Origin of the sequence: Citrobacter sp. Awk 4, from assembly GCF_028069725.1 — a bacterium.
Classification (GTDB): domain Bacteria; phylum Pseudomonadota; class Gammaproteobacteria; order Enterobacterales; family Enterobacteriaceae; genus Citrobacter_D.
This window is the reverse complement of record NZ_JANEWG010000004.1, coordinates 29,419-52,253: the sequence shown is the minus strand read 5'-3', so window position 1 is coordinate 52,253 and position 22,835 is coordinate 29,419. Positions and strand designations below refer to the sequence as shown.

The following is a 22,835-nucleotide window of genomic DNA, read 5'->3' as shown; positions in this document are numbered from 1 at the left end:
GACCATTTTAAAGGAGTTTTGTTATGTCTCAAACCATCGACCTGACCCTGGACGGCCTGTCCTGTGGTCACTGCGTCAAACGCGTAAAAGAAAGTCTTGAGCAACGCCCGGACGTGGAACAGGCGGACGTCACTGTGACGGAAGCGCACGTTACCGGTAGCGCCAGCGCCGAAGCCTTGATCGAAACCATCAAACAAGCCGGTTATGGTGCAGAGTTAAGCCACCCAAAGGCTAAACCGCTGGCGGAGTCATCAACCCCGTCGGAAGCGCTGGCAGCGGTCCCTCCTGAGCTTCCGGCAGCAACGGCCGATGATGACAGTCAACAATTGTTGTTAAGCGGCATGAGCTGCGCCAGCTGTGTTTCCCGGGTACAAAATGCGTTGCAAAACGTACCGGGCGTCACGCAGGCACGGGTAAACCTGGCGGAACGCACTGCGCTGGTGATGGGCAGCGCGTCTGCCGCAGATTTAGTCCAGGCGGTGGAAAAAGCCGGCTACGGCGCAGAAGCCATTGAAGATGATGCGAAACGCCGTGAACGCCAGCAGGAGACCGCCGTCGCCACCATGAAACGCTTTCGCTGGCAGGCGATTGTCGCGCTGCTGGTCGGCGTACCGGTGATGGTCTGGGGGATGATCGGCGACAACATGATGGTCACCGCCGATAACCGCAGCCTGTGGCTCGCGATTGGCCTCGCTACCCTCGCCGTGATGGTCTTTGCGGGCGGCCATTTTTATCGCAGCGCGTGGAAGAGCCTGATGAACGGCACCGCCACGATGGATACGCTGGTTGCCCTCGGTACCGGGGTGGCCTGGCTCTACTCGATGAGCGTCAACCTGTGGCCGCAGTGGTTCCCGATGGAAGCGCGCCATCTCTATTATGAGGCGAGCGCCATGATCATCGGTCTGATTAACCTCGGACACATGCTGGAAGCGCGCGCCCGTCAGCGTTCTTCGAAGGCGCTGGAAAAACTTCTCGATTTAACGCCACCAACGGCGCGTGTTGTCACCGAAGAGGGTGAAAAAAGCGTGCCGCTGGCCGACGTGCAGGCCGGTATGCTGCTGCGACTGACCACTGGCGATCGGGTACCGGTAGACGGTGAAATCACCCAGGGCGAAGCCTGGCTGGATGAAGCAATGCTCACCGGCGAGCCGATCCCGCAACAGAAAGGCGAAGGCGATAGCGTACATGCCGGGACGGTTGTTCAGGACGGTAGCGTGCTGTTTCGCGCAAGCGCAGTCGGCAGCCACACTACGTTGTCGCGGATTATCCGCATGGTACGCCAGGCGCAGAGCAGCAAACCGGAAATCGGTCAACTGGCCGATAAAATTTCGGCCGTCTTTGTCCCCGTGGTGGTGGTGATTGCGCTGGTGAGCGCCGCTATCTGGTATTTCTTTGGTCCGGCGCCGCAAATTGTCTACACGCTGGTGATTGCCACGACGGTGCTGATCATCGCCTGTCCCTGCGCGCTGGGGCTGGCAACGCCGATGTCGATTATTTCTGGCGTGGGTCGCGCCGCTGAATTTGGCGTGCTGGTCCGCGATGCCGATGCCTTACAACGTGCCAGTACGCTGGATACGGTGGTCTTTGATAAAACCGGCACGCTGACCGAAGGGAAACCGCAGGTGGTCGCGATCAAAACCTTTGGCACAACAGACGAAGCACAGGCGCTGCGCCTGGCGGCAGCCCTTGAACAAGGTTCCAGCCACCCGCTGGCTCGTGCCATTCTGGAAAAAGCCGCAGAGGCAACGCTACCGCAGGTGAATGGCTTTCGGACGCTGCGCGGTCTGGGTGTGAGTGGAGAAGCGGAAGGTCATACCTTGCTGCTGGGCAACCAGGCATTATTGAATGAACAGCAGGTAGATACCACGGAAATGGATGCGGAGATTGCAGCCCGTGCTTCCCAGGGTTCCACCCCGGTGCTGCTGGCGATTGACGGTAAAGCGGCGGCATTGCTGGCGGTACGTGACCCCCTGCGTAGCGACAGCGTGGCAGCGCTCCAGCGGCTGCACCGTGCGGGCTACCGTCTGGTGATGTTAACCGGTGATAACCCCACAACCGCCAACGCGATTGCGAAAGAGGCCGGTATTGATGAGGTGATTGCAGGCGTATTACCGGACGGTAAAGCCGATGCTATCAAGCGCCTGCAAAGTCAGGGGCGCCAGGTGGCGATGGTGGGCGATGGCATCAACGATGCACCGGCACTGGCGCAGGCTGATGTGGGTATCGCGATGGGCGGCGGCAGTGATGTGGCGATTGAAACCGCGGCTATCACGTTGATGCGCCATAGTTTGATGGGAGTGGCGGATGCGCTTGCCATCTCACGCGCCACGCTGCGTAATATGAAGCAGAACCTGCTGGGGGCGTTTATCTATAACAGCATCGGTATCCCGGTAGCCGCCGGTATTCTGTGGCCGCTCACCGGAACGTTGCTCAACCCGGTCGTCGCCGGTGCGGCAATGGCGCTCTCTTCGATTACCGTGGTGAGCAATGCCAACCGCCTGTTACGGTTTAAACCGAAAGAGTGATCAATTGTCGGATGGCTGTCCCGCCATCCATTTTGCGCGAACGTTGTAAGCCGGATAAGCGTTAGCGCCATCCGGCAATTCGCGCATTGCGCCTTCTCTCCCCACGCGTTAGCATGACGTTCTACTAAGGGAGGTCGTATGGATCTGATGTACTGGGTAAAATCGTTCTGGCGCGCATTGCGCGGCAACCATTATACCTGGCCTGCCATCGACGTTGTCCTTCCCGGTAATCGCCATTTTCATCTGGTCGGCAGTATCCATATGGGCAGTCGCGATATGGCTCCCCTCCCCGCCAAATTACTGAAAAAGCTCAGGCAAGCCGATGCGTTGATCGTTGAAGCCGACGTCTCCGGCGACGATACCCCATTTGTGAATCTCCCCACGTTTGCCGCGCTGGAAGAACGCATCAGTGAAGAGCAGTTGCATCATCTGCATAAAGTCACCGATGAACTGGGGATCTCTGCGTCTCTCTTTTCAACCCAGCCGCTGTGGCAAATCGCGATGGTCTTACAGGCCACCCAGGCGCAACAGCTGGGATTGCGCGCTGAATACGGCATCGACTACCAATTGCTGAAGGCCGCGAAGCAGGCACAAAAAACCATTATTGAGCTGGAAGGGGCGTCCAGCCAGATTGCGCTCCTGTGCCAGTTGCCCGATAACGGTCTGGCGTTGCTGAACGATACGCTGACACACTGGCACACCAACGCCAGGTTGCTGCAGCAGATGATGAGCTGGTGGCTGAAAACGCCACCGCAAAATAACGATCTCACGCTGCCGAATACCTTCAGTCAGTCGTTATATGATGTGCTTATGCATCAGCGTAATATCGCCTGGCGGGATCAACTCTACGCCATGCCTCCCGGCCAGTACGTCGTCGCGGTGGGGGCGCTGCATCTTTATGGAGAAGGGAACTTACCGGAACTGATGCGCTAAAAAAATGGCCAATATTTCTATTGGCCCGTCAAAGAGGAATTTCATCTTTATTATTATGCCGGACTCGGGTCCGGATCTTCCGATTGTCGCTCAAAGTTGCTGCAACTGCCAAGATCTATTGCGCAAGATTGTACTATTTTTTCGTCTGCCTTCGGGCGTATGCTGATGGCATATCACGTTTGTAGTAAGAAGGACCGTTATGACTCCCGCCGTTAAGTTACTCGAAAAGAACAAGATCCCGTTTAACATCCATACCTACGATCACGACCCGAATGAAACCAATTTTGGTGATGAGGTGGTGCGTAAATTAGGATTAAATGCCGATCAGGTTTACAAAACGCTGTTGGTTGCCGTGAATGGCGACATGAAACAACTGGCTGTCGCCGTCACACCGGTAGCCGGACAGTTAGATCTGAAAAAAGTCGCCAAAGCGCTGGGCGCCAAAAAGGTCGATATGGCTGACCCGATGGTGGCGCAACGTACGACAGGATATCTGGTGGGCGGTATCAGCCCGCTGGGGCAAAAAAAACGGCTGCCAACGCTGATTGATGCGCCAGCCCAGACGTTCGCCACTATTTATGTTTCAGGCGGCAAACGCGGGCTGGATATTGAACTCGCGGCGGGCGATCTGGCGAAGATCCTCGACGCTAAGTTTGCGGATATTGCGCGCCGGGATTGAGTGTTTTGCCGGATGGCGACGCAAGCACCATCCGGCAACCCGGAGCTACTGCCAGGAGACCTCATTCTGAGGTTCGTAAGTACTCGCATCCAGCGGCGAGTTCTGCTCAATGTACTGTTTGAGCACTTCCGCATCAATAAATCCGGTATTCACATAACCGGGTTTATTATCTATTCGCGGATAACCGTCGCCGCCCGTAGCGTTAAAACTCAACGTCGCCATCCGGTAGGTTTTCGCCGGATCTACAGGTTCTCCTTTGATTTTTAAATCATTGAGCTTGCCGTCCTTCGCCACAAAACTGACATTGGCGAACTGCGGATAAGCGCCTGAATCCGGCTTCATCTGCGCCACGGCGGTCAGATAGTCAATCACCTCTTGCCCGCTCATGTCGGCATACACCACGATGTTGCCGAACGGTTGTACCTTCAGCACGCTCTTATAAGTGATATTGCCGCCTTCAATGGAATCCCGAATACCGCCGCCGCTCATCACGCCAAAATCAGCGCTGGTGCGCGTCATTTGCGCGGCAAGCAGCAGATGCCCCATGTTGGTCTGCACAAAACGGACTTTACTGCGATCGCCTTCAAGACGGCTGTTCACACTGCCAATTTTCACATCCAGTTGCGCTTTACCTTTATTCTGGAACGGCGTCAGCAAAGAGAGCATTTGCGGGTTCTCAGCGATTTCCGGGGTGTAAAGTACGTGCTCACTTTTCCCGTTATCCCAGGTCACTTTCTTCTTCAGATTCACGGGAATGAGTTGGTAGTTCACCATTTTCATCTCGCCACTACGGAACTCAAAATCGGCCCGCCCGACGTATTTCCCCCACTCATGCGCCTGCACAATCCAGATACCATTTTGTTTGTCCGGCGCGCATGGTGTACCCGGCACATAATTAACCTGCTTTTTATTTTCCGCCGCCATACACACCGGATCTTGTGAGTGACCACCCACAATCATCGCCAGCGCCCCCGCTGGCAGACTGCGCGCCATTTCGACATCGCCCGGCGCGTTCGACCCGTGATTGCCGTTGTCATAGTGCCCCATGTGTGTGGTGGCGATAATGACATCCGGCTTTTCATTGATTTGCAGCTCCTGGATCACCAGATTGGCTTCTTCAGCCGGTTTGCGGAACTCGATGTCGGTGAAAAACTCCGGATTGCCAATTTTTGCCGTATCATCCGTGGTCAAACCGATAACGGCGATTTTCAGATCCTGTCGCTTAAAAATAGCCCAGGGTTTGAACAGGCGTTCACCGGTGCTTTTCTGATAGATATTGGCAGACAGAAAAGGAAACTTAGCCCACTTTTCCTGCTGGCGAAGCACAGTGAGCGGGTTATCAAATTCGTGGTTCCCGACGGCCATCGCATCATAGCCAATCAGATTCATGCCCCGGAAATCGGGCTCTGCATCTTGCAGATCTGACTCTGGAACCCCCGTGTTGATATCACCGCCTGAGAGCAACAGCACGCTGCCGCCTTCCTGCGCAACCTCTTTACGAATGCCGTCCACCAGCGTTTTTTGTGCTGAAAGACCGTATTCGCCGTATTCGCTACGCCAGAAGTGACCATGATGATCGTTGGTATGCAGAACCGTTATTTTATAGGTTTTATCTTTCTCATAAGCCTGCGCAGGCTGGCCCGCCAGTGCGAACGCAGCGAACACCGCCAGCGCCACGCCCCGCTTCAAAAATTTCATGTTTCTCTCCCTGACCCAATCTCAACCGCTGAAATGACAATGATATGAAATAATAGCCGAAAATGTTTTCAGAATTGAGACTTCCTTCAAACACCATCCGCAGGTATGTTAGTCAGGTAATAATTACAACGCAGACTATCTCCGACATCGCAAACAAAACAACAGAAGTGACGTTCTATGGCAATGAGTGAACCAACCCAGCCGTTAGCGAGCGCGCCTGCGCCCGTTGCTCAGGCACGTACGTCGTTTCGCATTTTAGGCGCCATCAGCCTTTCCCACTTGCTAAACGATATGATTCAGTCGCTGATCCTGGCGATTTACCCACTGTTACAATCCGAGTTCTCGCTCACTTTTATGCAGGTAGGGATGATCACCCTCACCTATCAGTTAGCGTCTTCTCTGCTCCAGCCAGTGGTCGGTTACTGGACGGATAAATACCCCATGCCGTGGTCGCTGCCGATTGGGATGTGTTTCACATTGAGCGGTCTGGTATTACTGGCGATGGCCGGCAGTTATGGCACGGTACTGTTAGCTGCGGCGCTGGTCGGCACCGGTTCGTCGGTGTTTCATCCGGAATCCTCCCGCGTGGCGCGAATGGCTTCAGGCGGGCGCCACGGCCTCGCGCAGTCAATCTTCCAGGTGGGCGGTAACTTTGGCAGCTCGCTTGGCCCTTTGCTCGCTGCGGTGATCATCGCCCCCTACGGCAAAGGGAATGTGGCCTGGTTTGTGTTGGCCGCACTGCTGGCGATTGTGGTGCTGGCGCAGATAAGCCGCTGGTATGCCGCGCAGCATCGGATGAGTAAAGGAAAACCTAAAGCGGTGATAACCAATCCGCTCCCACGCAACAAAGTGGTACTCGCCGTTTGCATCCTGTTAATCCTGATATTCTCCAAATACTTCTATATGGCGAGCATCAGCAGCTATTACACCTTTTATCTGATGCAAAAATTCGGATTATCGGTACAAAACGCGCAAATACATCTGTTTGCCTTTCTGTTCGCCGTTGCCGCGGGAACATTGATTGGCGGGCCTTTGGGTGACAAGATCGGCAGGAAATATGTAATTTGGGGCTCTATTCTGGGTGTTGCGCCTTTTACCCTCGTTTTACCCTATGCAACCCTCTACTGGACGGGCGTTTTAACCGTGATCATTGGTTTTATCCTCGCCTCTGCCTTTTCTGCCATCCTGGTCTATGCTCAGGAGCTGCTTCCGGGTCGTATCGGCATGGTTTCCGGTCTGTTTTTCGGTTTTGCCTTCGGTATGGGTGGCCTTGGCGCTGCCGTGTTAGGGCTGATTGCCGACCATACCAGTATCGACCTGGTCTACAAAATCTGCGCTTTCCTGCCTCTTCTGGGGATACTGACCATATTCTTGCCTGATAACCGGCATAAAGCCTGATTTTCCTGTGGCCAAAGGCAAACTTTGGCCACACTCACTTCCAGTCACCATAAGCCTTTGCTGCTCATAGACTCTCTTCGTTTTCCGATCCGTGCGCTTTACAGTCTAAATTCCATTTTTCATCAAATTTCAATAATTATTCATAAACATAAACATCAAAATTGTCATAAACTATTACCTGGAATTTTGGTTTCCAGGCCAAAAATGGATCAACACACCCCAGAAAGGAGACGGAATGCATCACGCCACCCCGCTTATCACCACCATTGTAGGCGGCCTTGTGCTCGCTTTTATATTTGGCATGCTTGCCAATAAACTGCGTATTTCTCCTCTGGTGGGATATCTGTTAGCGGGCGTTCTGGCCGGTCCTTTTACGCCTGGTTTTGTGGCTGATACTAAACTTGCGCCTGAACTGGCGGAACTTGGCGTTATCCTGCTGATGTTCGGCGTCGGGTTGCATTTCTCTCTGAAGGATTTGATGGCGGTAAAGGCCATCGCCATTCCCGGTGCGATCGCCCAGATAGCCGTGGCGACGTTACTGGGTATGGCGCTTTCCGCAGTGCTGGGCTGGTCGCCAATGACCGGCATCGTCTTTGGGTTATGTCTTTCCACCGCCAGTACCGTGGTACTGTTGCGAGCACTTGAAGAACGACAGCTTATCGATAGCCAGCGTGGGCAAATCGCCATTGGCTGGCTGATTGTTGAAGATCTGGTGATGGTGCTGACGCTGGTTCTGCTGCCTGCCGTTGCCGGCATGATGGAAAAGGACAATGTCGGTTTTGCGTCCCTGGCCATCGACATGGGCATTACCATCGGTAAAGTGGTCGCGTTTATCGCCATTATGATGCTGGTCGGGCGTCGCCTGGTGCCGTGGATTATGGCGCGTAGCGCAGCGACAGGCTCAAGAGAGCTGTTTACCCTTTCCGTGCTGGCGCTGGCGTTGGGGATCGCCTTTGGCGCGGTCGAACTGTTTGACGTCTCCTTTGCGCTGGGGGCTTTCTTCGCCGGGATGGTGCTGAACGAGTCAGAACTGAGCCACCGCGCGGCACATGACACGCTGCCGCTGCGCGATGCGTTTGCCGTCCTGTTCTTTGTTTCCGTCGGTATGTTGTTTGATCCGCTGATTCTGATTCAACAACCGCTGGCCGTTCTGGCGACGCTGGTCATTATTATTTTCGGTAAATCCGTCGCCGCCTTTTTCCTCGTGCGCCTGTTTGGCCACTCGCAGCGTACCGCGTTAACCATTGCCACCAGCCTTGCGCAAATTGGTGAGTTTGCGTTTATTCTGGCGGGACTGGGGATGGCGCTGAATCTGCTGCCGCAAGCCGGGCAGAATCTTGTTCTGGCAGGGGCGATCCTCTCGATTATGCTCAATCCGGTGCTGTTTGCCGTGCTGGAAAAATATCTCGCGAAAACCGAAACCCTCGAAGAACAAACCCTGGAAGAAGCCATCGAAGAAGAGAAGCAGATCCCGGTGGATATTTGCAATCACGCGCTGCTGGTCGGCTTTGGTCGCGTTGGCAGCCTGCTGGGCGAGAAATTAATGGCGGCGGGTATTCCGCTGGTGGTCATCGAAACCTCGCGTACCCGTGTTGATGAGCTACGTGAACGCGGGATCCGCGCCGTGTTAGGCAACGCCGCTAATGAAGAGATCATGAATCTGGCGCATCTGGACTGCGCCCGCTGGCTGCTTCTGACCATTCCAAATGGGTATGAAGCGGGTGAGATTGTCGCGTCGGCGCGTGAAAAATGCCCGGATATCGAAATTATCGCCCGCGCGCATTATGACGATGAAGTGGAATACATTACCGAACGGGGAGCGAATCAGGTAGTCATGGGCGAGCGTGAAATCGCGCGTACCATGCTGGAACTGCTGGAAACGCCTCCCGCTGGTGAAGTGGTGACGGGATAACGTTGTTATTTGCCTGATGGCGACGCAGATGCGTCTTATCAGGCCTACATGATTGCCCGATAAGCGAAGCGCCATCGGGCAAACAACATCAACGATCCCAGTACGACTCTTCGAGACTATCTTCACGCTCCGGCAGACCGCGCGTTAAACGTGGCGAGTGCTGATTAAGCACCTGATAACTCACGCGGTTAGCATATTTACACACCTGCGCTAATGACGAATAGGTCAGCCAGTTGAATTGGTGTTTGCTGGAATTCGGCACGCTGGCACGGTGATAACTGTTGGCGGTGATATCGTGTAACAGCGCCGCCAGCGCACCGTCGCCCGCCCCATTCGTGTTCATAATTTTTTCCGGCCCCCCCATGTATGGCGCGATATGCGAATAAATACGCAGTGGGGTGATGCAATCTTTGTGGCGCATTGCACGGCTAAACTCGTACTGGTTAAACTCAGCAATCGCGCCCGGCAGCAGCGGATGTTGTGTTTTGCGTTTAACAGAATCTTCAGTAAAACCGGCCATATACAGACCGATCGGACCGGCGGTGCAGAGCACCAGATCAACCCAATCCAACGCTTTATCGGATGCCAGCAGCGGATCGGTTTCCCCGGTCAGCGCCTGCGCTTCTTCTTCGTTCATCGCAAGGATAGAGACATTCTCTTTCAGGAACGCCTGCCACCACTGCGGATTGTCGGCAATGACGAACTTCGTCCCGAGGGTCAGCACCACCGGGACATTGTGCTTTTTGGCGTATTCAATCGCCTTCATGGTGGCTTCCGGCATCGGCTCACCCGGTTTGCAACGCACCAGATAGGAGGTCAGGACCAGCGCAGAGGCTCCGGCAATCACCGACTCCGGAATACTGTCCGCATGCAGTTGGTTCATGTGCCCGGGGCTTATCGCAAACGTGCGTTCACCGGACTCGCCAATCAACGTAAAACAACGACCAATCGGCCCATCAACGCCCTGCAGATAGTTCAGGTCGGTACGGCTGGAGGTATTACACAAATAGCGATAGGCATAGCCGCCAATTTCGATATTGCTGCACATCACGCCGAGTAGTACGGAACGATCATCGGCCAACACAGAGTAGTTGTGCATGGTATTGCCGATAGTGCCGCCGGCAAATTGATGGGTGATCAGATCCTCGCGCACCAGTTCCTGATACAGCGCTTCCGCCACATCATCTTCAATGACCAGCGAATGTCCGGCACTCAATCCATAACGTTGTACAAAGTCGTCATCAACTTTGGCTTCAATGTCCACCAGGGTCTGATCGATACCCACGACCCATGCCGCGCTGGTCTCGTTTTCGGGTTGAATTTGCTGCAGCAGCGGATCGCGCGCATTAACGGGGAAATAGTGTTTGGATTTGCGTTTACCGGGAAATTTCATGGTCGTTTTTACGGGGTGGATAACGGAGCGAAGAATGGTAGCACATTCCTTCCTGTTCGCGCGACGTGAGGCCGAGTTTCAATATCGGACGACGGGATCGCAGTTTGTCAGGCGACAGTTTCTACAATGGATGCCTTTCACAAGGAGCGTTTTATGAAACCGGAAAACAAAATCCCCGTCCTCGACAGCATCTCCGCTGAGATGAAAGCCGTGGCAAACTTTCAACAAGAAGGTCTACCCCCCTGGCCCGTGAACGGCGATATCAACGCTCAACGCCAGCACTACACCCGCGAACGGCAGTTCTGGAACGCCGATGCGCCAGAAATGGCCACCCGGGAGTGCGCCGTTCCGACCCCGTTTGGTGCGATCGCCACGCGCCTTTACTTTCCCCAATCCGAGAGCAAAGCCACCCTGTTTTACCTGCACGGCGGTGGATTTATTCTCGGCAATCTGGACACCCACGACCGGATTATGCGGCTACTGGCACATTACACCCAGTGTACGGTCATTGGCATCGATTACACCTTGTCGCCAGAAGCCCGGTACCCGCAGGCAATTGAAGAAACTGCCGCCGTATGTCAGTTCTTCCACCAACACGCGGACACCTTCTCGCTCAACATGCGGAACATCGGTTTTGCCGGCGATTCCGCAGGCGCCATGCTGTCGCTCGCCAGTGCGCTGTGGTTGCGCGACAGGCGAATTGCGTGCGGTCATGTGGTCGGGGTTCTGCTCTGGTACGGGCTGTACGGCTTGCAGGATTCGGTGAGCCGCCGTTTGTTTGGCGGCGACTGGGATGGGTTAACCCGTCAGGATCTACAGAGCTATGAACAGGCGTATCTGCGTGACGAAAACGATCGCGAATCGCCGTACTACTGCCTGTTTAACAACGATCTGACGCGCGATGTGCCGCCCTGTTTTATTGCCGGCGCGGAGTTTGATCCTTTAATTGATGACAGCCGACTGCTGCACCAGACGTTACAGGCGCATCAGCAGCCCTGCGAATACAAAATGTACCCCGGCACGCTCCACGCCTTTCTGCACTACTCGCGGATGATGAAAACCGCCGATGACGCTCTGCGCGATGGCGCGCATTACTTCACGCAGCAACTGGATGGCGCTCAGCGATAAGGCGCCGTCAGTTTCACCATCATTTCGATATGTTCTGGCGCATCATTAAGCGCCGGAATATATTCATATTTTTTACCGCCCGCCTCGAGAAAGATCTCTTTATTCTGCACCGCGATTTCTTCCAGCGTCTCCAGACAGTCTGCCGAAAATCCCGGGCACATGACCTGAATATGCCCCACGCCTTTTTCAGCCAGCATTTTCAGCGTCTCGTCAGTGTACGGTGTTAACCACGGTTCACGGCCAAAGCGGGACTGGAAGGTCATCATCACTTTTTCAGGCGCGACGCCGAGCGCAGAAACCAGCTCGCGGGTGGTATCTCGGCAACGCTGGGGGTAGTCGTCACCTTCATCGGCGTAACGCTGGGGGATACCGTGATAAGAGAGCAGCAGTAAATCCGGTTCGCCATGCTGTGCAAAGGCGGCGCGCGCGCTGTTTGCCAGCGCATCAATGTACGCGCGATCGTCGGCATAATCGCGAATAAAAGAGATCGCCGGAATACGCCGTTTCCCCGCCAGAATGCGCGCCAGTTCATCCCAGACTGCGGCAACCGTCGAGCAGGAGTATTGCGGGTAAAGCGGCAAGACCACGATGTTATCCACATTATTGGCCAACAGTTCGTCCACCGCGCTTTCCAGCGAAGGCGAACCGTAGCTCATCCCCAGCGCAACAGGGATGTCAGGCAACCTTGCGGCCAGCGCCTGCTGTTGCCTGCGGCTGTAGACCATCAACGGAGAGCCGCCTTCCTGCCAGACAGACTGGTAAAGTTTCGCCACGCGCGGCGCACGCAGCGGCAAAATCACGCCACGCAGCAGCGGCCACCATAATAGCCGGGAGGTATCGACCACACGCTTGTCGCTTAAAAATTGCTTTAGATAGCGTTTGACCGCTTCAGGCGTTGGGGCATCGGGAGTACCAAGGTTAGCCAGTAAAATACCGGTTTTCGTCTGACGCATTACCGCCTCTTCTCCATTCATATTGCGGAGAATTGTAGCGGAAAAGTGAGGAAGAAGAACTAATTGCTGCGAGAGGTAATTAGATTATGCCTGATGGCGCTACGCTTATCAGGCCTACGCGAAGACGGTAGGCCGGATAAGGTGTTCACACCGCCATCCGGCAGTGAATGCGGTAAAACTTAACCGAGGATTTTTTCCAGATCGGCACGCACAGAAGCCACAGCCTGAGTACCGTCAACTTTGGCGTATTTGGTGTTACCCGCTTCGGCTTCTTTCTGGTAGTAGCCGATCAGCGGCGCGGTCATCTGATGGTATTCAACCAGACGCTTACGTACGGTTTCTTCCTGGTCGTCTTTACGTGTGGTCAGCTCGTCGCCGGTCACATCGTCTTTACCTTCCACTTTTGGCGGATTGAATTTGACGTGGTATACACGGCCAGATGCCGCGTGAACACGACGACCCACAATGCGATCAACAATCAGCTCGTCCGGTACGTCAAACTCGAGAACATAATCGACCACGATACCCGCGTCTTTCATGGCGTCAGCCTGCGGAATCGTGCGAGGGAAACCGTCGAGCAGGAAACCGTTGCGGCAGTCTTCCTGGGCGATGCGTTCTTTCACCAGTGCAATTACCAGCTCATCGGTCACCAGTTTACCGGCGTCCATGATGTCTTTTGCTTGTTTGCCCAGCTCGGAACCCGACTTCACTGCGGCACGCAGCATATCACCGGTGGAGATTTGCGGAATACCATACTTCTCCATGATGAACTGAGCCTGAGTGCCTTTACCCGCGCCCGGAGCGCCAAGCAGAATGATACGCATTACGAAAATCCCCTTAAAGGTTGTCGATATTTTTTAAAAAGCGCTAAACGATACCACCATCACGCAATTGGCTCAAGAAAGGCGCCTTCCGCTGAAACGGTTAACAGTAGGATATCGTGAAATATTTTGAATCACGCTTTTATATACTCTAAATAATTCGAGTTGCAGGAAGTTGGTAAGTGCGCGAATCCCCAGGAGCTTACCTAAGTAAGTGACTGGGGTGAGCAAACGTAGCCAACGCACATGCAGCTTGAAGTATGACGAGTAATATTCTGCTTGCGGAATCTGCCCCTACCCCCGGCGCACCGCTTTTCCTCCCTCCTGATTCAGAACATCCAGCGCTTTCGCCACGCTCGCATCGTCCGGTACGGTAATCGTGCATACCGGGATCTGTCCCAACTCACGATGTTTCGCCATCCCTAAATTATGGTATGGCAATATTTCGCTATGCAGGATCGCGTCGTAACGGTCAGTGATAGCGCGGATCGCAGCAAGATGCTCGTCATTGAAGTTATACCCCGGAATGAGCGGGCAGCGCAGGACAACCTTTGCGCCAATCTCATTGAGCGTCTCCAGCGTGGTCTCCACCACGCGTTTGGCAATACCGGTGTGCGATTTATGCGCACGCACATCGGTCACCTTATAATCGAGCAGAAAAAGATCCACCCAGGGGGCAATCTCGCGATACCGCTCAGGGCGTGATGCGCCGTTTGTTTCGATACAGACATGCAACCCTGCGGCTTTCGCCGCTTTTGCAAGCGCTAACGCAAAGGGGAACTGGAACATCGCCTCCCCTCCGGATAACGTTATCCCGCCCCCTGTTTTCTCGAAGTAGGGCTTGTCCTTGATGACCTCGGCGATAATACCGTCAACATCTCTGGTCTGGCCGTAGATTTTAAGCGCTTGCGCCGGGCACGCCTCAACGCAGCGTCCGCACGCCTGACAGGCAGCATAATCAATCTCATGCCGCCCTTGTGCGAATTGGTGGCAACCGTGCGGGCAAACCTCAGCACATCGCTGACATTGCAGGCACTTATGCTCCATAAACGCCAGTTGCTTTTCCGCTCTCAAAGACTCTGGGTTGTGGCACCAGACGCAGCGCATCTGGCACCCCTTCAGAAATACCGTGGTACGGATCCCTGGCCCATCGTGGAGAGAAAATTTCTGAATATCAAAAATCGTGCCCGTCTCGCTCATCACGCACCTCAGTCATTCAGCGTACGGTTGAGGATTTCCTGCTGAACGTCTCTGTCCAGATTCACAAAACGCGCGCTGAATCCGCCGACCCGCACAATCAGATTGGGGTATTTTTCCGGGTGCTGGTACGCCGCCTCCAGTTCGCCCTTTCCAACCACGCTAACCATGAGCTGCGGCCCGCCACGCTCAAAATAAGAGTGCATTAACGCCTCAACCAGCGGACGACGGGTGTTGAATAGCCCTTTGCTGAATTTGATGTTTTGTACCGAACCGGCGTGATATTTAGCATCCAGTTTCAACAACGAGTTAAGCATCGCCGTCGGGCCATTTTTATCCGCGCCGCTTTGTGGGTTGTTGGCATTGCTCATATAAATGCCTTTGTGTCGCCCGTCTGCGGAGGCGCTGGTCGCACGTCCCCATTCGGTATTCACCTGGTTGTTGATAATCACCACCAGATAGCTGTCCAGCCCAACCCGCTTCGCCGCATCACGCACGCCGTTGCAGACATACTGATGCTGCATCACCGCAAGACAATCGGCTGCATCGTCGTCATTGCCGAACTTCGTCGCGGCAATCAGCGAACGCTTCAGATCGTCATACCCTTCGAAATCCGCTTTCAGCGCCTCAATCAGCGTCATGTAGCTGTAGCGTTGCTCGGTAAAAATGACCTGTTTAATCGCGGTCAGGGAATCCGCCGCATTGGTATTGCCGTAGGTTTCGTTAGTCCCGCCCAGGTAACGCGCGCCGCCATCCAGAAGGGCTTTGCCGCGCGCCACGCAGTCTGCCGTCAGCAGCGAGGTGAATAAAAAGCCGATCTGCTCATTCATCACCTGATAAGACAACGCCTGGGCGCGCGCCGTGGTGTCAATGTAGTAATCCAGTAACCGTTGGTAGTTACTGAGCACATCATCAAAGCAGGTTATCTGTTCTGGCTGAATTAATGCCACACCACCGCTTTTCTCTTTACCATCCCAAAAATCAATGCCGCCGCTGAGCGAAATATTGAGTATTTTGAGTAAGTTCATGCAGGTGTTCGGCGTGCCGACGCTCCTTCCGGCCAGCACGAACTCGCCGCAGCCAAAGGGGACATACTGCTCAGCTTCCGCTTCCGCGACCTGCATGGCGTTCATCACCGCCGGAATGTTCACATCATCGTTATACAGAATGGGATAGGTTAACCCCGTACCAATCACCGCCAACGCCTGTTGCCAGATAGCGGTATCCATCCCCTCATAAATACGCAACGTAAATTGCGGTTCCGTATCGCCATTTTCCTCGACAGCCTGAATCGCCAGGCGGCAATAAACATCGGCATTTTTCGGGTTACGTCGCCCTTTCCCGCCGACAACAACACGGCCATTCACCGTAGTTTTACGCGCTTCAATCAGACGATAATGGGAACGAATACAGTCAATGGCTTGCCGTTCAGTGAGTCGTCCGGCCTGCAGATCCGCCACCAGCAGATCGCCAAGATAGTCATCCATGCGCCCATAGTTCACCACACCTGCGCACAGGCTATACAGCCAGCTCAATTCAATCCCCTGAATAAAGGTGGCCGGTTTATCATTGCGGATGGCAGCCAGTTCACTCATTAACAACACCAGGTGCTGACAGCGATCGGTATCCGTGCAATTGACCATTTCGTCTGCGGCCAACTGAATGTGTCGGTCAATCACCTGCTGCAAAATGCCCAGCACATCGCGAAAAGCGTGATACAACTGAACCGCCGTCTCATCCTTCACGCTCTCGGCCAGCTTCTGCTGTTGGTCAATGCGCTGAAGCAGTCCGCCAATCCCCAGCTCCATCAGTTGCGGATAATCCAGATACATCCCGCTTAAACGCGCAGTGGCAATCGCCGGGAAGTTAACATCGACAAACTTGCCCAGCGTGTCGTCGGTCAGCGCCTGGCGGAAATAGACCGTACGGGTGTCATGCTCGCGCCAGAAATGCTCAAGCGCATCAACCCTTTCCCGCTGAGCCTCTGTTTCCAGCGTTTCACGTAACTGGCTTAACTTTGCAAAATTGCAGTAGTGTCCAACGCCGCCCACAGAGGTGACGCAGCCAAAGCCAATCGGCAACGCGTCGACACGCCCCAGAATAAGATCGTCGGCCAAGGGACGGCGGAACAGCGTGGGGTAGAGTTCCTGCAGGCAGCGAACTTCACGCGCAAAGCGCTCCGGCGTTGACTGAAATGCCCTGGTGTAGGCTTCCATGATCGCGAGTTGCTCTTCCGGGCTTTTTTCACATGGGATCTTTTTATTCACGTCGACTTGTTCGGCGATAATCGGTTGTTTGCTCACTGTCCTGCCTCCATAAAAATCGTCCTTCCATTAACTTGTAATTACAAATATCCGTCTTTGACCTAAATCAAAAATTCTGAAATGAGCAAATCATCGCCAGGCAGAATGTGTGAAATCACCAGCAAATCCACACAAACGGTATGGAACGCACCATAACTCATGATCAATATCAAGATCCCTTACAGGGTAAACTTTTAGCCTCTGCGAAAGTTGTAAATACAAATAATCGTGAGAGTCTACTGTGAAGATAAACGACCTTATTCAACCGGCGTTGATTTGTCTGGATCTCAAATCAAGCCAAAAAGAGGCTGCGCTGACTGAACTCGCAGACCTGTTATTCCGCGAGAATAAAATTCGCCACACCGGGGAATTCCTCCAGGAGGTCTGGGCCAGAGAAGAGACGGGAAATACCGGATTTGAAGGCGGCGTCGCGCTTCCGCACGCCCGTAGCAGTTGTGTTGTATCACCTGCCGTCGCCATCGGCATCAGCCGTCAGGGCATTGATTATGGCGCTGAAGATGGGCAGCCAACCCACCTGATCCTGATGATCGCCTCGGCGGAGCAGGCCAGTGAAGCCCACATTGAGGTTCTGGCGCAGATCTCTTCCCGCCTGGTGGAAGATGACAGCGTCAGCCAGATCCTCGCCTGTCAGGATGTTCAGGCGGTTATGGATTATTTCTGCCAGCACAATGAAGCGTGCTCCGGGACGACAACCACCGCTGCCTCACGCGGGCTGATCATCGGCGTGACGGGTTGTCCGGTGGGAATTGCACACACCTATCTGGCCGCTGAGATGCTGGAAAAAGCGGCCGCTGAGATGGGCTATGAGGCCATTGTCGAAACCAACGGCTCTATTGGCGTAAAAAATGCGCCGACAGCGGACGATATCGCCCGGGCTGACGCCATTATTGTCGCCTGCGATAAGCAGGTCGATCTGGACCGCTTTAACGGTAAGAAAGTGGTCATCACGGGCGTCAAAGCCGCCATTAAAGATGCGCAGGGATTAATTCATCAGGCGCTGGCGGCACAACCTTATCAGGCGAAAGGTACGGTCAAAACGCAGGCGTCGACGACCACGGTACGCAGCCAGTTATACAAATCGCTGATGAACGGTGTTTCGTACATGATCCCGTTTGTCGTGACCGGCGGATTAATGATCGCGCTGGCGCTGGCGCTGGGCGGCGTGCCGACGCCGTCAGGACTGGCGATCCCGGAAGGCAGTTTATGGAACCAGGTGCTGAATGTCGGCGTCGTCGGGTTCACCCTGATGATCCCAGTCCTTGCCGGGTATATTGCTTACGCGATTGGTGAACGGCCTGCGCTAGCGCCTGGTCTTATCGGCGGTTGGATCGCCAATACCGGTTCGTTTTACGGCGCCAGCGCAGGATGCGGATTTATCGGCGCGATCATTGCCGGGCTGCTGGTGGGCTATTTCATCCGCTGGTTGACCCAACTTTCATGGCACAAAATGTTACTACCGCTGGTGCCGATCATGATTGCCCCCATCGCGGGCACCGCGTTCATTGCCGCGTTATTTATCTTTGTCATCGGTGCGCCGGTAGCCGATCTGATGGCTTTCCTTAACCATATGCTGACCAACCTTTCCACGGGCAATATTATTCTGATTGGCCTGGTGATGGGACTGATGCAGGGCTTTGACATGGGCGGTCCCTTTGGCAAAGTGGTCTTCATGTTCAGCGTGGGTCTTATCGCTCAGGGGCAAACGCAGTTTATGGGCGCGCAGGCGGCAGCTATCCCGGTGGCTCCGCTGGGCATGGCGTTGGCGGCCTTTATCGGCAAGCGTTTCAATTTGTTTGACGATGAAGAGTTCGAAAACGGCAAAGCTGCGGCAGCGATGGGGCTGGTCGGTATTTCGGAAGGCGCGATTCCCTTTGCCGCCCGCGATCCGCTGTCTGTGATCCCGGCGAACATGATTGGCTCTGCGGTGGCATGCATCCTCGGCTTTGTTTTCGGCCTGCACTGCAATGTCGCGCATGGCGGTCCGATTATTGTATTGCTGGGTGGTTTTGATCAGCCGTTAATGGCGCTCGTTGCGATGGGCTGCGGTATTATCACCACTGCCGTCATTGCTATTGCGCTCAAACGACTTAGAATGACGAAAAAGCAGCAGTTTTTAGCTCAACCACAAGCCTAAAATATAGGGCGCGTCGTAAGACGCGCCACAATGGACGCCATGAAGTATCTTGATATCTATCTGTTGTTAAGAGAGAAAATCCTTAAAGGTGAATACGCTGCCGGTGAACCGGTAGAAGGTGAACATGCCCTTGCTGAGCGCTATGGCGTCAGCCGCCCTACCATTCAGAAAGCCGTTGCGCGCCTGAAAAGGGAATCGTTCGTCCATACCCGACAAGGTTCAGGGATCTTCGTTAATCCACCTGAGTTTTACCAGGACAACAATGTCATTACGCTGTCGGAACGTATTCACCGCGATCAAACGCTGGATAACGTGGTGCTCAGTTATGATATTCAGTCTACCTTTACTGAGGTAGCGGCGCTGTTCGACTTACCGCCAGAGACCCCATTGATTCACTATCGCCGAATGCGAATCATCAACCAACAGCCCGCCATCATTGAAGAAACCTGGATGCCGCAGGCGCTATTTCCGGAGTTTACGCAGGAAAACTGCCGCCAGTCAGTACTCCACTACATTGAACAAACCTGTGGTTACGCCATCAGTCACGACGTCAAAATATGGTCGGGAAAAATACTCAATGCGGATGAGGGCTGGCTTTTACGGCTACCGGAAGGACAAGTGAGTCTCTGCATCACCCACAAGGTCTATTTGCAAAGCGGTCAACTGGCGCAATACACCCAGGAAACGCTGGCGACAAATAGCGTTACGACGGTGTCGATGCGCTAAAACGAAAAAAGGGCAACCTGCGTTGCCCTTCTCATTGTGATGCTCAGTGGCGGGTAAAAATTACGACACCAGCAGTTGGTTCATACGACGGATGAACTGGTTAGGATCTTCCAGCGTGCCGCGCTCAGCGAACAGCGCCTGATCCAGCAACAATTCGACCCACTCTTTGAACTGCGCTTCATCCTGGGTATCTGCCGTGCGTTTCACCAGCACGTGATCCGGGTTGAGTTCAAAGATGTATTTCACCTCGGGTACTGCCTGGCCCGCAGCGGCAAACAGTTTCGCCATCTGGGTGCTCATTTCGTCCGCATCGGTCGTCACGATGGCTGGCGTATCCGTCAGACGGTGCGTCAGACGCACTTCTTTCACGCGCTCGCCCAGCAGGGTTTTCACGCGCTCAACGAACGGGGTCAGCGCTTTTTCAGCTTCTTTCGCGCTTTCGTCCACTTCATCTGCCAGCTTATCGATTGACTCGTCCGCTTTGGCAACAGACTGGAACGGCTTGCCGTCGAACTCGGTCAGGTAGTTCATCATCCACTCATCGATGCGGTCAGAAAGCAGCAGCACTTCGATGCCTTTCTTACGCAGCAGTTCCAGATGCGGGCTGCTCTTCGCCGCCGCATAGCTGTCGGCGGTGATGTAGTAGATCTTCTCCTGCCCTTCTTTCATCCGGGAGATGTACTCTTCCAGAGAAACGGTCTGCGCAGAAGAGTCGGTGTGCGTAGAGGCGAAACGCATCAGTTTGGCAATCGCTTCCTGGTTAGCGTGATCTTCCGCCGGGCCTTCTTTCAGCACCAGACCGAACTGCTTCCAGAATGTCTGATATTTTTCCGCGTCGTCTTTCGCCAGTTTTTCCAGCATCTGCAATACGCGTTTGGTCAGCGCACTGCGCAGATTGCGGGTCACTGTGCTGTCCTGCAGAATTTCACGGGAAACGTTCAGCGGCAGATCGTTGGAGTCGATCAGGCCACGGACAAAGCGCAGGTAGTTCGGCATGAATTGCTCTGCGTCATCCATAATAAACACGCGCTGAACGTACAGTTTCAGACCGTGCTTGTGATCGCGGTTCCACATATCCCACGGCGCCTGCGACGGGATGTACAGCAGGCTGGTGTACTCCTGCTTCCCTTCCACGCGGTTGTGGCTCCAGGTCAGCGGGTCAGTGAAATCGTGAGCAATGTGCTTATAGAATTCGTTGTATTCGTCGTCTTTGATTTCAGACTTGTTACGCGTCCACAACGCCTGCGCCTTGTTGATTTTTTCCCAGGAAACCACGGTTTCACCGTCTTTCTCTTCCTGTTTTTCAATCTCTACCGGCAGTGCGATATGGTCGGAATATTTGCTGATGATGGAACGTACGCGCCAGTCATCGAGGAACTCGTCTTCACCTTCACGCAGGTGCAGGGTGATTTCCGTTCCGCGATCCTCTTTAGTAATATCGGCAACGGTGTATTCGCCTTCACCAGCCGATTCCCAGAACACGCCATTTTCCGGCTTGTCACCCGCCGCGCGGGTGCGTACGGTCACTTTATCGGCAACGATAAACGCGGAATAGAAACCGACCCCGAACTGACCGATAAGCTGGCTGTCTTTCGCCTGATCGGAGCCCATAGATTCGAGGAAAGATTTGGTGCCGGACTTCGCGATGGTCCCCAGATGATCGATAACATCGTCACGGTTCATCCCCACGCCGTTATCGGCAATGGTCAAGGTACGCTTTTCTTTATCAAAGGAGACACGCACACGCAGCTCGCCGTCGCCTTCATACAGGTCCGGGTTAGACAGCGCGCGAAAACGCAGCTTGTCTGCCGCATCCGAGGCGTTAGAGATAAGCTCACGCAGGAAGATTTCTTTATTGGAATACAGAGAATGGATCATCAGATGCAGAAGCTGTTTTACTTCTGACTGAAAACCACGGGTTTCTTGTCCTTTCATGTAGATCTACCTCAACAATGCCATTTTTAATGGTAAAAAACAGGTTGAGGGGGAAATGGGGACGAACGGAATGGATTTCAAGCGGAAGCGGCGAAAACCGCCCCCGTTTGGTTAAAAACGAATCTTATGACGCCCGGCAAGAGAGTGCGACAGCGTGGTGCCATCGACCATCTCCAGTTCACCGCCGACCGGCACGCCATGAGCGATACGGCTGGCTTCAACGTCATATTGCGCGCAAAGCTCGGCAATATAGTTCGCGGTGGCTTCCCCTTCGACCGTTGGGTTGGTCGCGAGGATCACTTCACTGAGTTGCTCGGTAGCCAGTCGCTGCTCCAGACGGTCAAGACCAATATCATCCGGTCCAATACCGTCCAGCGGCGACAGGTGCCCCATGAGTACGAAGTAACGCCCGGAAAACTGCCCGGTTTGCTCAATGGCGTAGATGTCCGCAGGACTCTCTACGACACAAATTTGACCGTTCTCCTGACGACGCGGATTCGAACAGATGTTACACACGTCCTGCTCGGTGAAGGTGCGGCAATCGGCGCAGTGACCGATCTCCGACATCGCCTTCGTCAGCGCCTGCGCCAGACGCATCCCGCCGCTGCGATCGCGTTGCAGTAACGTGAACGCCATACGCTGCGCTGACTTGGGGCCAACGCCCGGCAGGCAACGCAGCGCTTCCATCAGCTGTGTTAACAGCGGGCTGGTTTGCATCAGAACGGCATCTTAAAGCCTGGCGGCAATTGCATGCCGGAGGAGACGGATGCCATTTTCTCTTTCTGGGTCTCTTCGATGCGACGAGCAGCATCGTTGAACGCCGCTGCAACCAAATCTTCCAGCATCTCTTTGTCGTCTTCCAGCAGGCTTGGATCGATCTCCACGCGACGGCAGTTATGCGCGCCGTTAATGGTCACTTTCACAAGGCCAGCGCCAGATTCGCCGGTCACTTCCAGTTTCGCAACTTCTTCCTGCATCTGCTGCATTTTTTCTTGCATCTGCTGGGCCTGTTTCATCAGGTTACCCAGACCGCCTTTACCAAACATAGGCTTCTCTCTCAATCACGTTAAGGGATGACG

At 54.3% G+C, this 22,835-nt stretch carries 17 protein-coding genes; 8 read left to right on the top strand and 9 right to left on the bottom strand.

The annotated features are described in order from the left end of the window. Positions 1 to 23: 23 nt before the first annotated feature. From copA to ybaK, 3 genes are all read left to right on the top strand, one after another. Positions 24 to 2,525, top strand: coding sequence for a copper-exporting P-type ATPase CopA (copA, locus tag NNO04_RS02425; protein WP_271443318.1), 2,502 nt, complete (start codon positions 24 to 26; stop codon positions 2,523 to 2,525). A 138-nt stretch (positions 2,526 to 2,663) separates the two neighbouring features. Then, a complete protein-coding gene (locus NNO04_RS02420; protein WP_271443317.1) occupies positions 2,664 to 3,458 on the top strand; it encodes a TraB/GumN family protein in 795 nt (264 codons plus the stop codon). Between the two features lie 199 nt (positions 3,459 to 3,657). Beyond that, positions 3,658 to 4,137, top strand: coding sequence for a Cys-tRNA(Pro)/Cys-tRNA(Cys) deacylase YbaK (gene ybaK, locus NNO04_RS02415; RefSeq protein WP_271443316.1), 480 nt, complete (start codon positions 3,658 to 3,660; stop codon positions 4,135 to 4,137). A 45-nt stretch (positions 4,138 to 4,182) separates the two neighbouring features. Here the strand turns inward: ybaK and ushA are convergent, their stop codons facing one another. Further along, complete coding sequence (ushA, locus tag NNO04_RS02410; protein ID WP_271443315.1) at positions 4,183 to 5,835, bottom strand: bifunctional UDP-sugar hydrolase/5'-nucleotidase UshA; 1,653 nt, start codon at positions 5,833 to 5,835, stop codon at positions 4,183 to 4,185. A 177-nt stretch (positions 5,836 to 6,012) separates the two neighbouring features. Here ushA and NNO04_RS02405 point away from each other — a divergent pair, with 177 nt between their 5' ends. Next, complete coding sequence (locus tag NNO04_RS02405; protein ID WP_271443314.1) at positions 6,013 to 7,233, top strand: MFS transporter; 1,221 nt, start codon at positions 6,013 to 6,015, stop codon at positions 7,231 to 7,233. Positions 7,234 to 7,468: 235 nt separating this feature from the next. After that, positions 7,469 to 9,145, top strand: coding sequence for a YbaL family putative K(+) efflux transporter (gene ybaL, locus NNO04_RS02400; protein ID WP_271443313.1), 1,677 nt, complete (start codon positions 7,469 to 7,471; stop codon positions 9,143 to 9,145). A gap of 88 nt (positions 9,146 to 9,233) precedes the next feature. Here the strand turns inward: ybaL and NNO04_RS02395 are convergent, their stop codons facing one another. Next, complete coding sequence (locus NNO04_RS02395; RefSeq protein WP_271443312.1) at positions 9,234 to 10,538, bottom strand: inosine/guanosine kinase; 1,305 nt, start codon at positions 10,536 to 10,538, stop codon at positions 9,234 to 9,236. 153 nt (positions 10,539 to 10,691) lie between these two features. Here NNO04_RS02395 and aes point away from each other — a divergent pair, with 153 nt between their 5' ends. Further along, positions 10,692 to 11,666: an acetyl esterase gene (gene aes / locus NNO04_RS02390; protein WP_271443311.1), complete on the top strand. Its 975-nt coding sequence runs from the start codon at positions 10,692 to 10,694 to the stop codon at positions 11,664 to 11,666. On the opposite strand, the gene hemH is transcribed toward aes, so the two are convergent. From hemH to NNO04_RS02370, 4 genes are all read right to left on the bottom strand, one after another. After that, positions 11,657 to 12,619 carry a ferrochelatase gene (gene hemH, locus NNO04_RS02385; RefSeq protein WP_271443310.1) on the bottom strand — a complete coding sequence of 321 codons (963 nt, stop codon included), beginning with the start codon at positions 12,617 to 12,619 and terminating at the stop codon, positions 11,657 to 11,659. The two genes, aes and hemH, sit on opposite strands and share 10 nt — an antisense overlap. Positions 12,620 to 12,798: 179 nt before the next feature. After that, positions 12,799 to 13,443: an adenylate kinase gene (gene adk / locus NNO04_RS02380; RefSeq protein ID WP_271443309.1), complete on the bottom strand. Its 645-nt coding sequence runs from the start codon at positions 13,441 to 13,443 to the stop codon at positions 12,799 to 12,801. Positions 13,444 to 13,734: 291 nt separating this feature from the next. Further along, a complete protein-coding gene (locus NNO04_RS02375) occupies positions 13,735 to 14,640 on the bottom strand; it encodes a glycyl-radical enzyme activating protein (RefSeq protein WP_271443308.1) in 906 nt (301 codons plus the stop codon). A gap of 8 nt (positions 14,641 to 14,648) precedes the next feature. Continuing rightward, positions 14,649 to 16,940, bottom strand: a complete 2,292-nt coding sequence (locus tag NNO04_RS02370; protein ID WP_271443307.1) for a pyruvate formate lyase family protein — start codon at positions 16,938 to 16,940, stop codon at positions 14,649 to 14,651. A 241-nt stretch (positions 16,941 to 17,181) separates the two neighbouring features. Between NNO04_RS02370 and NNO04_RS02365 the strand changes: the two genes are divergently transcribed. Both NNO04_RS02365 and NNO04_RS02360 read left to right on the top strand, forming a co-directional pair. After that, entirely contained in the window at positions 17,182 to 19,095 is a 1,914-nt protein-coding gene (locus NNO04_RS02365) for a PTS fructose transporter subunit IIABC (RefSeq protein WP_271443306.1), read from the top strand. A 30-nt stretch (positions 19,096 to 19,125) separates the two neighbouring features. Continuing rightward, positions 19,126 to 19,821: a GntR family transcriptional regulator gene (locus tag NNO04_RS02360; RefSeq protein WP_271443305.1), complete on the top strand. Its 696-nt coding sequence runs from the start codon at positions 19,126 to 19,128 to the stop codon at positions 19,819 to 19,821. 60 nt (positions 19,822 to 19,881) lie between these two features. Here the strand turns inward: NNO04_RS02360 and htpG are convergent, their stop codons facing one another. The 3 genes from htpG to NNO04_RS02345 form a co-directional block, all read right to left on the bottom strand. Then, positions 19,882 to 21,756 (bottom strand): molecular chaperone HtpG, encoded by a 1,875-nt coding sequence (htpG, locus tag NNO04_RS02355; protein WP_271443304.1) that lies wholly within the window; start codon positions 21,754 to 21,756, stop codon positions 19,882 to 19,884. Between the two features lie 111 nt (positions 21,757 to 21,867). Beyond that, on the bottom strand, positions 21,868 to 22,473 hold the full coding sequence (recR, locus tag NNO04_RS02350; protein ID WP_271443303.1) for a recombination mediator RecR: 606 nt from the start codon (positions 22,471 to 22,473) through the stop codon (positions 21,868 to 21,870). Next, on the bottom strand, positions 22,473 to 22,802 hold the full coding sequence (locus NNO04_RS02345) for a YbaB/EbfC family nucleoid-associated protein (RefSeq protein WP_003021764.1): 330 nt from the start codon (positions 22,800 to 22,802) through the stop codon (positions 22,473 to 22,475). The genes recR and NNO04_RS02345 overlap by 1 nt, the downstream gene beginning before the upstream one ends. Positions 22,803 to 22,835: the final 33 nt, after the last annotated feature.

What these genes read in the sequence shown, in the direction of transcription:
- NNO04_RS02395 (WP_271443312.1), bottom strand. Translation starts at nt 10,538, where the DNA reads ATGAAATTTCCCGGTAAACGCAAATCCAAACACTATTTCCCCGTTAAT.
- recR (WP_271443303.1), bottom strand. Translation starts at nt 22,473, where the DNA reads ATGCAAACCAGCCCGCTGTTAACACAGCTGATGGAAGCGCTGCGTTGC.
- NNO04_RS02360 (WP_271443305.1), top strand. Translation starts at nt 19,126, where the DNA reads ATGGACGCCATGAAGTATCTTGATATCTATCTGTTGTTAAGAGAGAAA.
- ushA (WP_271443315.1), bottom strand. Translation starts at nt 5,835, where the DNA reads ATGAAATTTTTGAAGCGGGGCGTGGCGCTGGCGGTGTTCGCTGCGTTC.
- NNO04_RS02420 (WP_271443317.1), top strand. Translation starts at nt 2,664, where the DNA reads ATGGATCTGATGTACTGGGTAAAATCGTTCTGGCGCGCATTGCGCGGC.
- aes (WP_271443311.1), top strand. Translation starts at nt 10,692, where the DNA reads ATGAAACCGGAAAACAAAATCCCCGTCCTCGACAGCATCTCCGCTGAG.
- ybaL (WP_271443313.1), top strand. Translation starts at nt 7,469, where the DNA reads ATGCATCACGCCACCCCGCTTATCACCACCATTGTAGGCGGCCTTGTG.
- ybaK (WP_271443316.1), top strand. Translation starts at nt 3,658, where the DNA reads ATGACTCCCGCCGTTAAGTTACTCGAAAAGAACAAGATCCCGTTTAAC.
- adk (WP_271443309.1), bottom strand. Translation starts at nt 13,443, where the DNA reads ATGCGTATCATTCTGCTTGGCGCTCCGGGCGCGGGTAAAGGCACTCAG.
- htpG (WP_271443304.1), bottom strand. Translation starts at nt 21,756, where the DNA reads ATGAAAGGACAAGAAACCCGTGGTTTTCAGTCAGAAGTAAAACAGCTT.
- NNO04_RS02405 (WP_271443314.1), top strand. Translation starts at nt 6,013, where the DNA reads ATGGCAATGAGTGAACCAACCCAGCCGTTAGCGAGCGCGCCTGCGCCC.
- hemH (WP_271443310.1), bottom strand. Translation starts at nt 12,619, where the DNA reads ATGCGTCAGACGAAAACCGGTATTTTACTGGCTAACCTTGGTACTCCC.
- copA (WP_271443318.1), top strand. Translation starts at nt 24, where the DNA reads ATGTCTCAAACCATCGACCTGACCCTGGACGGCCTGTCCTGTGGTCAC.
- NNO04_RS02345 (WP_003021764.1), bottom strand. Translation starts at nt 22,802, where the DNA reads ATGTTTGGTAAAGGCGGTCTGGGTAACCTGATGAAACAGGCCCAGCAG.
- NNO04_RS02375 (WP_271443308.1), bottom strand. Translation starts at nt 14,640, where the DNA reads ATGAGCGAGACGGGCACGATTTTTGATATTCAGAAATTTTCTCTCCAC.